Raw genomic sequence first — 12,909 nt, 5'->3', positions numbered from 1 at the left:
TCTTCTAGGCTCGCGCGACCGCGGCGAGCTCACCAATCGCACGGATGAGGTCGTTGTGCCGCATGGGATTCACGCTGACCCAGCCGTCCACGCCCACATCGACCCTGACCCGGCCGTCCACACTGTCCAACCAGGACACTTCCCGCCGCTGCCCGCCGCGGATCACGCCGGCCTGCCCCTGCCCGGTGACCTCGAGGTCCACCTTCCCGCCGGGCGGCAGGGTGATCGGCATGAGCTGCGCGGGCCGCAGTTCGGGAACCAACGCCACGAGCTCGTCGCCCAGCGTCTCCGCCTCGACGTGCGTCACGCGGACCGTGCTCTCCGACTGCGTGCACACCACCGCGTCGTCGCCGTAAACCATCGCGACGGCACCCGTCCCCGGCACCACGAGGTCGACCACGGCCGTGTGCTCGCACAGCGCCGTGACGAGCGCGGCGGCCATGCCCGTCGGCCCGTGCGCTTCGGCCAGTCCCCGCGCCTGCAGCCCTTGGCCCGCCTCGGCAAGCAGGGTCGCGCGTTCGTCCGCGACCCTGCCGAACGACGGCACCCGCAGCGGGAACGGCCAGCGCACCCCGGCGTGCGTCGCGAGCAGGTCCATCTCCACCAGGTCGAAGGCGATCATCGCCCCGCCTTGCGCGCCTGCTCGGCGTCTGTCTCGGTGTAGTTGGTCCTGATCTGCGCGAGCATCTCCTGGAACTCCCGCACCTCCCGTTCGGCGGCGCTCACCTCACCCGCGAGCCCCGACCCGGCGGCCTTGAGCCGCTGCGACAGGTCCTGGGCGGGCGGGGCGGTCCCGAGCAACGGCTGCCGCTCGGCCAGCCTGCTCGCGGTGGCGACCAGACGACCGGTCAGCTCGGCCAGCCGGGTCAGCGTCCTGACCCGGTCCCGCAACGCCTCCGGCGCGACCTCGAAGCTGGTCACTGCTCCTCCCCGATCACAGCCGGCGACACCCGCTCGTTCACCACGAACAGCCCGTGGTCGAGCGTCGGCATCTGGTTCTCGTGTTCCTGGTCGTCGTCCTTGCGCGCGCCACCCGGCGGCGAGGCCATCGCACCGTTTTGGGCCGCAGCCCGTGCGTCCGCTACAGGCGTGCCGGTGATCGTTGGGCCTACGGCCTGACCGAACATCACGCCCGAGCGCATGCCTGGGCTGAGTTGGGGCTGCTGGCTCACCGGGTTCACGGCGCCGATGACGGGGCCTCGCGTCGTTGCGGCCCCACCGCCTCCTACGAGCCGTTGCCACGGCACGCCACCTGAGCTGGGCGTGTTCACGGGTGTGACGGCGGCGGCGCGGGGCGTCGGGGCGGCCTGCGGGATGTTGCCGCGGGCGTCGTCGATCAGGCGGCCGCTGCCGTTGAGGCTGGACTCGTAGGTCTGCATCGTGCGGACGGCCTGGGCCTTCTGCTGGTCGGCCGACGCGGCGCCGAAGTAGAAGTAGAAGCCCGACGTGCCCGCCGGCATGGTCGGAGCGCTGGGCAAGGCCATCGGGGCGGGTGCGCTCGGCAGCGCGAACGGCGCGCTGGTCAGCGCGAACGGTGACGGTGCGCTCGGCAGCGCGAACGACGCCGGCGCGGTCGGTGCCCCGAACGAGGCCGGTGCAGTCAGCGTCTCGAACGACGCCGGTGCCCCTACCGGCGACGGCCCCGTCGGCAGCCCGGCGAACGCCGGCATCGTCGTCGCGTTCGGTGGCGGCGGCATCGCGGCCCGCGCGGCGGCCAACGCGTCGGCGGAGTCCTGCGCGGCCCGCTGTCCCGCCGCCGCCAGCTCGCTGATCTTCTCGATCCGCTCGGCCAGCGCCGTGAGTCGGGCCGCCGCCTCCTCCGCCGCGGCACCGTGCCACCCGTCGAGCATCGCGGTCCGTTGTTCGCGCAGCACCGCGGCATGTGTATCCAGTGCCTCGCGGTGGCGCGTCCACTCGTCGGCGACCGTGCTGACGTCCCCCACATCGGCGTCCTGCCACAGCATCTGGTGCAGCTGCTCGTGGCTGTACGCCTCCCAGTTGATCTCGCCTGACACGCTGGCGTTCCCTCCCCTAGTCCGGCGAGGCAAACGATCACAGCCGGGCCGGACGAAGGAACAGGCCAGACGACCGGCCACTTGTGGCCGGTCCCTCCCATCAGCGCAAACGCGCGAAATGATCCTGCAGGCGCGCGTGCCGGAACTGGTAGACCGCACCCGCCCGCCGCAGCACGCCGCGCCGGTACGCGTCGTCGAGGAAGGCCGGCAACCGCCACGGGAGCCGTCCGGTCAGCGGCAACCAGACGCGCGCGAACACCACCCACTGGCCCCACGCGGTCAGGCTCAGCACATAGGCCAGTCCGCCGCCGACGCCGCCGACGAGACCGAGCGCCAGGGCGGTCGTCGGCGACCACACGACCTCGAACCGCAGCGCGGTCAGCCCACTCGCGACGACGCCCGTGGCTCCCGCGACGAACACCGCGAACACGGGGACCATCGCCGCCACCAGCCTGACCACGTGGCGCCGGTTGGCCTCGATCAGGTCGTCGGCGCTGCCCGCCGAGCGCACGTCCAGGGGCGTCTCCAGCGCGGCGACCAACCCGAACACCACACCGGCGCCCAGCCCGAACACCAGGGCGAACACGCCGACGTCGACCAGCACCCCGGTAGTCATCGAGTACAACGGCGTGACCAGCCAGAACGCCGCCGCCCGCACCACCCCGTACGCCGCGCCGACCGCACCGCCGAACCCCAGCCCGAGCAGGCCCCGCAGCCACACCCGGCTCCCGAGGCGGCCGCGCAGCCGCAACCGGGTCCGCACGGGTTCGAGCGGCGCCGTCCGGACGACGTACCAGTGCGCCAGCCCGAAGACCACGCCGGTCGCCAGCCCGATCATCGCCGCGAACAGCAGTCCTCGCACGCTCAGCTCGCCGACCAGCACGGTCTCCAGCACCAGGTCCACCACCCCGACCGACGTCCCGACCGCCGCCCCGGTCACCCGCGACGAGGTGCCGAACCGCCACCACGCGATGTCGTGCGTCCCGAGCCGGTTCAGGTGCCGGGCGAGATGACCGAGCCACGGCCGCACCCGCCCGGCCTCGGCGCCGTAGACCGCGGGCACGAAGCTGCCGAGCAGATGCCGTTCAACCTCCTCGGCGTCGTGGAACCGCAGCAGCTCGGCGGGATCGTGGTCCGGTGTGTCGCTGTAGATCCGCCGTGCGAGCGCCACCATCAACGGCGTCGTCAGCACCTTCGCGAGCGTCCCGCCGCCGCGCACCTCGTCGAGCACCGGCGTCCACACGTCCTTACGCGTGGTGCGCGGCAGGTAGTCCACGAGGTCGTCGCACGTCAGGTCAGCCAGCACTACTGCTGCGGCCGACGTCAGAACGTCGGTGCCCTCGACCGCGTCGCGGTATTCGTCCACACGGCTAGTGAGCAGCAACGGCAGAGTGGTGGTGTTCAACGCGTTCAAAGCCCGCCGGTGCAACCCCGCCGCGATCTCGTCGAACCCGTCCAGCACCGGCAACACCCTTTGGGCATCCACCAGAGCCGCCGCCAGCGTGCCGCCGCTCGGTCCCGGCGCCCCGAGGAACGGGTGATCACGGGTGAGCTGCTCGGCCATCCAGTCGCGCAACCCCACCTGTTCCGGGTGCCACGACCCGAGGCTGAAGATCACCGGGACCGGATCCCGCACGTCCCGGGCGCCCAGCAGGTCGAGCACGAACCGCGTGGTCAGCACCGTCTTGCCGGACCCGGCCCTGCCGAGCACGACGAGCCGCCGCGACGCGACCTTCCGGTACACCTCGACGACCTGGTCCAGCCGGCCGTCGAGCGCGGCCTCCCCGCCGATGTTGAGCCAGCTGTCCCGCAACGTCTCGGGCGCCGCGTCCCACCGCACCGGCAGCGGCACCGGGTCGTGGATCTGGCCCTGTTCCTCCTCGCGCCGCCACCGCGCCTCGACCGCGACCTTCAGCGTCTCCACGGCCTCGGCCAGCGGGTCGAACCGCGCGGGAGGCTCGATCACGACAGGCTCGTCCCGCCCGGCCGCGGCGAACAACTCGGCCCGCTCGGCCCCGGTGAGCTCCAGCGCGTCGGCCAGCGACCGCACGGTCCCCATCCGCGGATCGGTCCGTTCGCCGGTCTCCAGGCCACGCACCGTGCGAATGCCCACGGCAGCGCGCTGAGCGAGCGCTTCCTGGCTCAATCCCGCCCGCTGCCGCCATTGACGCAGCAGTAAGCCGAACTGGCTCGCCACAACCGCCCCCTCGTCCGGATGATCAGCAGGGTACCGAGACCGCTGCGTCTCGTGGCAGATCATGCCCAGCTGGAGGAAGATCGCGGACGTGCTATCCGCGTGGCTCCACACCGTTCCGCCACTGCTGGTCTACGTCGTGGTGGGCCTGGTGGTCGGCATCGAGAGCGTCGGGATCCCGCTGCCGGGCGAGATCGTGCTCGTCACGGCCGCGCTCATGGCCTCGCACCACGACGGCATCTCGCCGGTGATCGTCGGCGTCTCCGCCTCGGCGGGCGCGATCATCGGCGACAGCGTCGGGTACGCGCTGGGCAAGCGGTTCGGGCCGCGCGTGTTCGGGTGGGCGGGCGAGAAGTTCCCCAGTCACTTCAGCGAGGACAAGGTCGGCCGCGCCCAGGCGCTGTTCGAACGGTACGGCGCCTGGGCGGTCTTCTTCGGCCGGTTCGTGGCGTTGCTGCGGATCCTCTCCGGTCCGCTGGCCGCCACGATGGGCATGCACTACGGGAAGTTCCTGCTGGCCAACGCTGCTGGCGGCATCGCGTGGGCCGGCGGCACGACAGCGGCGGTGTACTTCGTAGGAGAGGCGGCCGAGCACTACCTCGCCGAGTTCTCCTGGATCGCGCTGCTGGTCGTCCTGCTCGCGGTGATCGGGTTCAGCGTCCGAGCCCGGCTCCGCCGTTCACCCCGATGACCTGCGCGGTGATGTGCCCGGCCTCCGGCGAGGTCAGGAAGGTGATCGCCGCGGCGACGTCCGCCGGGGTGCCCGCACGGCCGTTCGCCGGGTTGCCGACGAGCTTCTTCCGCCTTTCCTCGCTCAACGTCCCGCCGAAGAACTCGGTGTCCTCGGTGACGCCGGGCGACACCACGTTGATCGTGATCCCGCGCCCTCCCACCGCGAACGCGAGGTCGGCGGTCCACGCCTCGACGGCCGCCTTGGCCGCGCCGTAGGCACCCGAACCCCGCCGTCCCGCGATCGACCCGATCGTCACCACCCTGGCGTTGTCGGCCAGACGAGGCTCCAGCGCGGTCGTCACCAACACGGCGCTGATCACGTTGGACTCGTAGTTCGCGAGCCACAGGTTCCGCACGTCGGTCAGGTTCTCGGGCGCGGGCAGGCGCCGGGTCATGTTGCCGCCGGCGTTGTTGACGAGCACGTCCACCGAGGACGGCAGGTCCGGCAGGGCCGCCTCCACCGCGTCCGGGTCGGAGGCGTCGAAGACGACCGCCCGTGCGCCGACCTCCTCGGCCGCCGCCTTCAGGACGTCCTCCCGCCGGCCCGTGATCACCACGTCCAGACCCTGCTCCACGAGCCGGGCCGCGACCGCCTTGCCGATGCCCGTGCCGCCGCCGGTCACCACTGCTGTTCGTGTCATGCGATCTTTGATAACAGCCGAATACATGCAGGTCGATCGGCCTGTTAGCCCATCGGGGTTCACGTGTGTGACTAGGCTGCTCAGGCCAACCGACACTGGGGAGAACCCGTGGCAACTCACGTCCTCGAAACCGACAAAGCGGCCATCACCTACGACGTGCACGGCGAGGGCGGCCGTCCGTTGATGATGATCGGCCAGCCGATGGACGCCAGCGGCTTCGCGGCGCTGAAGGAACAGTTTCCCGATCGAACAGTGATCACCTACGACCCGCGCGGGCTCGGCAGGAGCACGCGTTCGGACGGCAGCACGGAGAACCGGCCCGAGATCCAGGCGGCGGACGTGCACGCGGTGATCGAGGCCGTCGGCGGCCCGGTCGACCTGTTCGCGTCCAGCGGCGGCGCCGTCACCGCTTTGGAACTCGTGGCCACCTACCCGGACGACGTGGTCACGCTCGTCGCGCACGAACCGCCGATCATCGACGTGCTGCCCGACGCAGATGCCGCCCGCCGCGCGCGCGACGGGTTCATCGACGCGTACCTGGCCAACGGGCACGGTGCGGGCATGGCGCAGTTCATCGTCATGTCGTCGTGGCAGGGCGAGTACACCGACGAGTACTTCGCCCTCCCGCCGGCCGACCCGGCGCAGTTCGGCATGCCCGCCGAGGACGACGGCACCCGGGACAACCCGTTGCTGTCCCGCGACTCCCTGTCGATCACCGACTACCAGGTGAAGGTCGACGCCCTCGCGGCCGCGCCGACCCGGATCGTGATCGCGGTCGGCGAGGAGACGGGCAACGCGTTCACCGCGCGGACCGCCGTGCACACCGCGAAGCTGCTCGGCCAGGAGGCCGCCGTGTTCCCGAGCCACCACGGCGGGTTCATGGGCGGCGAGTTCGGCTACGCGGGCAAGCCCGAGGAGTTCGGCGTGAAGCTCCGCGAAGTGCTCGGCTGAAGACGACGCGTGCCGAGCACGGTCAAAAACATTTCCCCGCTCGGGTAGCGTGGGGTGGAGTTGATCAAGCTCAGGGGGCGTGGTGGCAGAGCGTGTCGTCGAAGCGGGACCGGTCCGGTTGTGGAGCGAGGACCTCGGCGATCCGGCGGCCGTGCCGATCTTCCTGATCATGGGCGCCAACGCGTCCGCGATGGGGTGGCCGGCCGAGTTCGTCGAACTGCTGGTCAGCGGCGGGTACCGGGTGATCCGGTACGACCACCGCGACACCGGCAAGTCGACGACGGTGCCGGACGCCACCTACGACTTCGCTGATCTCACGCGGGACGCGCTCGCGGTCCTGGACGTTCACGGCGTGGACAAGGCCCACGTCGTCGGGCTGTCGATGGGCGGTCTCATCGGCCAGCTGCTGGCCGTGGACCACCCCGAACGCCTTCGCTCCCTCACGCTCGCGCTCACCGGCGCCCTCGACATGGGGACGACGGACGAGACGCAGCCGGACAACGGCGAGCGCATCAGCAGGATGATCGCGCTCGCCGAGCCGGGCGCCGACGTGGAGTCCGAAGTGGAACGCCGCGTGGCGCTCTGGCGGGAGCTGCACGGCGACAAGCTGCCGTTCGACGCGGCGGAGTACCGGCGGCTGGAGGAACGCGTCATCGCGCACGCGGGCACGTTCCTCCCGGCCACCGGCCACGTGCGGCTCGGCGCCACGCCACTGCCGCGCGGCGCGGACGACCTGCGCAAGGCCGAGACGCCGACCCTCGTGCTCCAGGGCAGCGAGGATCCGTTCTACCCGCTCGGTTTCGGTCGTCACCTGGCCGGTCTGCTGCCGGACGCGCGGTTGCTGGAGCTCGACGGCATGGGGCACTGCCTCCCGGCCGCGATGCACGCCGTGCTGGCGGACGCGATCCTCGACCACGTCGGCGCGCACTAACGCAGGAACGCCTCGATCACCTCGGCCACCCGCAGCCCGCTCTCGAAGTCAGCCAGGTCGCGCGGGTGTTCACCGCGCACGGCCTGTGCGAACAGGGTGAGGCGCGAGGATTCGGAACCCGTCTGCCGCAACGGCACCGGCTCCCACGCGCCACCATCCGAAGTGGACAGATCAGCCCACTGTTCCAGCCGCAGCGAACGTTCGGTGCCCCACATCGTCCACTCGTAGATCTCGGGCCCGGCCAGCCCGGAGAACGCCGACACGTGCACCGGCACGCCGCTTCCCCGCAACACACCACGCGCGGCCACCTCGGCGGCACCGGGCTCGGGGAAGTCCGACGACACCGACTCGACGGTGAGCGGCCCGAGCAGCCGGTCCGTCAGATAGATGAAGTGCGACAACACCTCGCGGACGAACCCGCCCTGTGCGGACCGCGCGAGCCAGTCGGCGTCCGCCTGGAACGCCCGCGGCCAGCGCGGAAACTGCAGCCTGATCTCCACGCCCCGCAGCGCGCCCAGCTCCTGCAGCCGCCGTTCGATCTCGATCGTCGCCACCATGTCGGACAACGCGAAGTTCACCGCGTTCGGCCGTCCCCTGGCCGCGGCCGCCATAGCGCGGGCCTCGGCGAGGTCGACCGCGAGCGGCTTCTCGCAGAACACCGCCTTGCCCGCCGCGAACGCCTTGGTCACGAGCGCGGCGTGGGACGCGGGCGGGGTCGCGATGTACACCGCGTCCACATCGGACAGCACGTCGTCGAGCGAGGTGACGACAGGGACGTCGAGCGTGCTGGGTACGACGTCGACGCCCGCGACCACGGTGTAGCCGGGATGTGCCCGCGCCGCCGTCAGCATCCGGGTGCCCATGGCGCCCAGGCCGACGACGGCGAGACGAATCGGATCAGCGATCATGCGCCTATTCTGCAGGCGCCCAGGCCTTGGACAGTTTCACCCGCCCACCGGTCTGCATCAGCGATCCGGTGTAGAGCCGTGACGCGACCAGCAGGATCACCGCGACGGTCGCCGCCAGGATCCCGAGCGAGACCAGCGCCTCCCACGGTTCGGCCTGCTGCGCGAACAACCGGACCGGCATCGCGACCCCGGCGGTGAAGGGCACGAACGACATCACGCCGAGCACCGCGGGGTTCTCGTGGAAGAACTGCACGCCGAAGTACGGGCCCATCACCGCGAGCATGACCACGCCCATCGTGGAGCCGAGGTCCTCCTGGCGGCTGACCAGCGAGCCCGCGACCGCCCACATCGACGAGATCAGCACGAACCCGAGCATCACGAACGGCACGAACCAGCCCACCGCGGGTGCCACCACCCCCAGCAACTCCCCCAGCCCGGCGACCCGAAGCGCGATCGGCGCGGTGAGCGCGAGCACGACGACCTGGCCGAGCGTCAGGATCGTGTGCCCGAGGATCTTGCCCGCGAGCAACGCCCGCACCGGCACGGTGGACACCAGGATCTCGACGATCCGGGTCTGCTTCTCGGTCACGGTGCTCTGCGCGATCGCCGCGCCGCCCATGCCGAACATCAGGAACACCAACCCGAACACCACCACCGTGACGGACCGCTGGCCGTTGTTCACCGCGGAGGCGTCCAGCAGTTCGACCGGAGGCGACTGGACGAGCTCGCGGATCACGTCGTTCGGCGGGTCGTTCAGCGCGAGGACCTTGATCCCGCTGCCGTCCGGCACGATCGCCGCCTCGACGTCGTCGGCCCTGACGAGGTCCGCGGCCTCCTGGACGCTGGAGACCTCGCGGACGTCGAGATGCTTGCCCTGCACCACTTGCACGGCCGAGCCGACGGCCGCGACCTTCGGGTCGTCGCCGCCGAACACGGTCGGCAGCACGGTGAGCGCGAACAGCGCGACGACCGTGAAGAGGAAGCCGATCCAGAAACCCTTGGTGGTGACCAGGGTCTTCATCTCACGTTCGGCGACGAGCCACGTCGCCTGGCTGAAGGAGGCCTTCTTGGAAGTAGTCGCGGTCATGTCAGATCACTTCCTTGAAGATCTCGTCGAGCGTGGGCACGACGGGCGTGAACGAACGGACCTCGCCGCGGTCCAACGCCGCCTTGAGCACCTGCTGAGGTGCGGACTCGAAGACCGCACGCGGCCCGTCGAGCTCCACCAGCGTCGTGCCGGGAAGATCGCGGATCCAGCCCGCGTCCTCCGCGACGACGATCTCGTAGCGTTCGCTCGCATGGGCCTGCCGCAGTTCCTCCCGCGACCCCTTCGCGGCGATCCGTCCCTTCGAGATGATCACCACGTCGTCGCAGAGGCGTTCCACGATCGCCAGCTGGTGGCTGGAGAACAGCACCGGCACCCCGCTCGCGGCCCGCTTGCGCAGCACGTCCAGCACGGTCTCGACGGCGATCGGGTCGAGGCCGGAGAACGGCTCGTCCAGGATCAGCACCTCGGGGTCGTGCACCAGCGCGGCGGCGATCTGCACGCGCTGCTGGTTGCCGAGCGACAGCTGTTCCAGCCGGTCGTTCGCGCGCCCGGTCAGCTCCAGGTCCTCGAGCAACTGGTCGGTGTTGCGCTGCGCGACCGTCCTCTCGACACCGTGCAGGCGGCCGAGCCAGGTGATCTGCTCGCGCACCTTCATCTTCGGGTACAGGCCTCTTTCCTCTGGCATGTAGCCGAAGTGCGGGCGGTTCTGCGGCGTGATCACCTGACCCTGCCAGCTCACCGAGCCCCCGTGCGCGGCGAGCACCCCCAGCACGATGCGCATCGTGGTCGTCTTGCCCGACCCGTTCGCGCCCAGGAAGCCCGTCATCCGGCCGGGTCGGACGTCGAAGCTCACCTCGTCGAGCACCTTGTGATCGCCGAAACTCCGGCTGATCCCCCTCACGTTCAACATGCCGGGAACGTTATGCGGTTCGTACCAAGATCGCGTCCGTCGCGCGGCATCATCCGCGCGGAGGACTCCTTCCGGCCTAACGCGCCCCGGCGGTGACGCCGAGGCGGTGGCCTCCGGTGTAGACGTTCATCGAGCTGCCCCGGAGGAACCCGACGAGCGTCACGCCCATCTCCTCGGCCAGGTCGGCGGCGAGCGACGACGGCGCGGACACCGCGGTGAGCACCGGAATCCCGGCCATGACCGCCTTCTGCACCAGCTCGAACGACGCCCGGCCGCTCACCATCAGCACCGTGCTCGTCAGCGGCAGCCGGCCGTTGCGGGTGGCCCAGCCGACCACCTTGTCGACCGCGTTGTGCCGGCCGACATCCTCCCGCAGGCACAACAGATTGCCGTCGGCGTCGAACAGCCCGGCCGCGTGCAGCCCGCCCGTCCGGTCGAAGACCCGTTGCGCGGCACGGAGTTTCGTGGGGAACTCGGTGATCATCTTCGGGTCGAGCCGGATCGGGTCGGCCGCCACCTGCCAGGTCGCGGTGGTGCGCACGGCGTCCAGGCTCGCCTTGCCGCACAGGCCGCACGACGACGTGGTGTAGAAGTTGCGCTCGATCGACGGGTCGGGTGGCGCGACGCCGTCCGCGAGGCCGACGTCCAGCACGTTGTAGGTGTTGCCGCCGTCCACCGTGGCGCCCGCGCAGTAGCGGATGGAGGCGATGTCGGACGGGCTGCGCACGACGCCTTCGCTGGCCAGGAAGCCCGCGGCGAGGTCGAAGTCGTCACCCGGCGTGCGCATGGTCACGGCGAGGGACCTGCCCCGCACGCGGATCTCCAGCGGTTCCTCGACCGCCAGCGTGTCCGGTCGCACGGTGGCCGCGTCGTCCACCAGCCGCACCACGCGCCGCCTGCTCGTCACCCGTCCCACGTGCTTCCTCCCTGCAGATCGCGACGCACTCGTCGAGCAGGCGCCGCAACACCTCGTCCCCGGTCAACGCCCGCACCGCCCTGACCACGACCCAGTCGCGCGGCCACCACCGCGGCACGACGATCCCGGCCCTGCGCACGCAATGCGCGACGAGTGCCCGCGCCGGCGCCTTCCGCGTCCCGATCACCTTGGTGGCGAACGGCAGCAGCTTGCGCCGTCCGTCCGCTGTGGACTGATCGTTGACGCACCGCGCCACGCACGCCAGCACCGGATGCACGCAGGCGGGCCGGTCCGACCACACCTCGCCCGCGAGCACCGATGTCAGTTCCATCAGGCAACAGCCGTCCGCGGGCGTCTGGTGCCAGCCTTTCGCGAGGGTGGGCACGCGGCTCACAGCCGCGGCCTTCCCGGTTGCGAGAGATGCCGGGTGAGCACCGCGCCCGCCAGCCCGAGCACGCCCGCCGCGACGAACGCGAACGCGGGCCCCTGCGAGGCGAGCACGATGGCGGCCAGGAGCGCCCCGGCGGCCTTCGCGGTGTAGAGCACGCCGAAGTTCTGCGCGCCGTTCGTCTCGCCGAAGTACTCCCTGGTGACGCCGACCAGCAACGAGTAACAGCACCCGGTGCCGAGGCCCGCGAGCGCCGCGCCGACCAGCAGGCACACGGTGTTCTGCGAATACAGCAATACGAACTGCGCCACACCGCCTGTGGACAAGGTGTGTACAAGCGCCTTCCTGCGCCCGACCCGGTCCGAGATCCGCCCGACCAGCACCCGTCCGGTACCGGTGGCCGCGGCGAGGGTGGCCAGCGCGACGGCTCCGAGCACCTTGTCGCCGACGAACAGCGGCAGGTACGCCAGGTCGTAGAGCGACACCGCCGCCGCGAACGCCACACCGCCGTACAGCCACCAGAACGTGCCGCACCGCATGGCTTCTTCGGGCCTGAACTCCTTGAGCGCCGCACGGTTCGGCACCCGCGCCCGGTCCAACGCCCACTCGCGCGGCGGGACGTGCGGCGGCCACCAGTGCTCGGGCGGGTCCTTCAGGAACACGCCCGCCACCGCCACGATCACCGTGACCGCGATGGCCGCCTGCAGCAGGAACCCGTCGCCGAAGAAGATCCCGGCGGCGATCACGAACGGCACCGACCCGTACGGGAACGCCGCGCTGACGAACGCGACCTTCCTGGTGACACGCTCCGGATACCACCGGACGACAGTGCCGAGGCACGTCGCGTAGACCAAACCGGCGCCGATGCCGCCGAGTACGGCGTACCCGACCAGCTGACCCTGCCCGAGCGTCAGCAGCCCGGTGCCGCACAGAATCGCGCCGATCCACATGGCACCGGTCGCCGTGAGTCTCCTCTGCTGCCTCAACCAGGCCGCCGGAAACGCCGTGCCCGCCTGGCACACGGTCCACAACGCCAAGGCCCAGAACAACTCCGGCACGCTCCACCGGTCCTGCAGTTGCGGGATCAGCGCTCCGAAGCCGTACTGCCCGATGCCGGCCGCGAGCATCGCCGCCCACGCCGCCCACAGCACCGCACGGCGCGAGCGCCCCGACACCTCGACGTCGGTCTCCCCCACCCGGTAGAGCCTGCCGACGTGATCACGGACGTAAGTCGCGACTGGCATGCCCTTCACCCCGTTCCGAGGATTGCATACA

General features: G+C 70.9%; 14 protein-coding genes. 3 read left to right on the top strand and 11 right to left on the bottom strand.

All coding sequences use genetic code 11. The annotated features are described in order from the left end of the window. Positions 1–4: 4 nt before the first annotated feature. The 4 genes from B0F77_RS28335 to B0F77_RS28320 form a co-directional block, all read right to left on the bottom strand. A complete protein-coding gene (locus B0F77_RS28335) occupies positions 5–622 on the bottom strand; it encodes an ESX secretion-associated protein EspG (RefSeq protein WP_086666046.1) in 618 nt (205 codons plus the stop codon). Continuing rightward, positions 619–921 carry a hypothetical protein gene (locus B0F77_RS28330; protein WP_086666045.1) on the bottom strand — a complete coding sequence of 101 codons (303 nt, stop codon included), beginning with the start codon at positions 919–921 and terminating at the stop codon, positions 619–621. Before B0F77_RS28330 ends, B0F77_RS28335 begins: the two co-directional genes overlap by 4 nt. Beyond that, the gene (locus tag B0F77_RS28325; protein ID WP_086666044.1) at positions 918–2,015 is read right to left on the bottom strand and encodes a hypothetical protein; all 1,098 of its coding nucleotides are present in this window, start codon (positions 2,013–2,015) and stop codon (positions 918–920) included. The genes B0F77_RS28330 and B0F77_RS28325 overlap by 4 nt, the downstream gene beginning before the upstream one ends. Positions 2,016–2,115: 100 nt before the next feature. Beyond that, complete coding sequence (locus B0F77_RS28320) at positions 2,116–4,212, bottom strand: XRE family transcriptional regulator (RefSeq protein ID WP_086666043.1); 2,097 nt, start codon at positions 4,210–4,212, stop codon at positions 2,116–2,118. Positions 4,213–4,273: 61 nt separating this feature from the next. On the opposite strand from B0F77_RS28320, the gene B0F77_RS28315 reads away from it, so the two are divergent. Further along, positions 4,274–4,900 (top strand): DedA family protein, encoded by a 627-nt coding sequence (locus B0F77_RS28315; protein WP_086666042.1) that lies wholly within the window; start codon positions 4,274–4,276, stop codon positions 4,898–4,900. Here B0F77_RS28315 and B0F77_RS28310 read toward each other — a convergent pair. After that, positions 4,863–5,582 (bottom strand): SDR family NAD(P)-dependent oxidoreductase, encoded by a 720-nt coding sequence (locus B0F77_RS28310; RefSeq protein WP_086666041.1) that lies wholly within the window; start codon positions 5,580–5,582, stop codon positions 4,863–4,865. The two genes, B0F77_RS28315 and B0F77_RS28310, sit on opposite strands and share 38 nt — an antisense overlap. 108 nt (positions 5,583–5,690) lie before the next feature. Here B0F77_RS28310 and B0F77_RS28305 point away from each other — a divergent pair, with 108 nt between their 5' ends. Beyond that, positions 5,691–6,533, top strand: coding sequence for an alpha/beta fold hydrolase (locus B0F77_RS28305; protein ID WP_086666040.1), 843 nt, complete (start codon positions 5,691–5,693; stop codon positions 6,531–6,533). An 82-nt stretch (positions 6,534–6,615) separates the two neighbouring features. Continuing rightward, on the top strand, positions 6,616–7,464 hold the full coding sequence (locus B0F77_RS28300) for an alpha/beta fold hydrolase (protein ID WP_245848751.1): 849 nt from the start codon (positions 6,616–6,618) through the stop codon (positions 7,462–7,464). Here the strand turns inward: B0F77_RS28300 and B0F77_RS28295 are convergent. The 6 genes from B0F77_RS28295 to B0F77_RS28275 all read right to left on the bottom strand — a co-directional run bounded on the left by B0F77_RS28295 (position 7,461) and on the right by B0F77_RS28275 (position 12,878). Further along, a complete protein-coding gene (locus tag B0F77_RS28295; protein WP_086666039.1) occupies positions 7,461–8,372 on the bottom strand; it encodes a Gfo/Idh/MocA family protein in 912 nt (303 codons plus the stop codon). The two genes, B0F77_RS28300 and B0F77_RS28295, sit on opposite strands and share 4 nt — an antisense overlap. 4 nt (positions 8,373–8,376) lie before the next feature. Continuing rightward, positions 8,377–9,459: an ABC transporter permease gene (locus B0F77_RS28290; RefSeq protein WP_086666038.1), complete on the bottom strand. Its 1,083-nt coding sequence runs from the start codon at positions 9,457–9,459 to the stop codon at positions 8,377–8,379. Position 9,460: 1 nt separating this feature from the next. After that, positions 9,461–10,330 (bottom strand): ABC transporter ATP-binding protein, encoded by an 870-nt coding sequence (locus B0F77_RS28285; protein ID WP_086666037.1) that lies wholly within the window; start codon positions 10,328–10,330, stop codon positions 9,461–9,463. A 76-nt stretch (positions 10,331–10,406) separates the two neighbouring features. Then, complete coding sequence (fdhD, locus tag B0F77_RS28280; RefSeq protein ID WP_245848749.1) at positions 10,407–11,207, bottom strand: formate dehydrogenase accessory sulfurtransferase FdhD; 801 nt, start codon at positions 11,205–11,207, stop codon at positions 10,407–10,409. Beyond that, on the bottom strand, positions 11,101–11,640 hold the full coding sequence (locus B0F77_RS49985) for a hypothetical protein (RefSeq protein ID WP_245848747.1): 540 nt from the start codon (positions 11,638–11,640) through the stop codon (positions 11,101–11,103). Before B0F77_RS49985 ends, fdhD begins: the two co-directional genes overlap by 107 nt. Then, positions 11,637–12,878 (bottom strand): MFS transporter, encoded by a 1,242-nt coding sequence (locus B0F77_RS28275; protein ID WP_086666035.1) that lies wholly within the window; start codon positions 12,876–12,878, stop codon positions 11,637–11,639. The genes B0F77_RS49985 and B0F77_RS28275 overlap by 4 nt, the downstream gene beginning before the upstream one ends. Between the last annotated feature and the right edge of the window lie 31 nt (positions 12,879–12,909).

Source organism: Lentzea kentuckyensis (genome assembly GCF_002150765.1).
Lineage (GTDB): Bacteria > Actinomycetota > Actinomycetes > Mycobacteriales > Pseudonocardiaceae > Lentzea > Lentzea kentuckyensis.
This window is presented reverse-complemented; position numbering and strand designations above follow the sequence as displayed.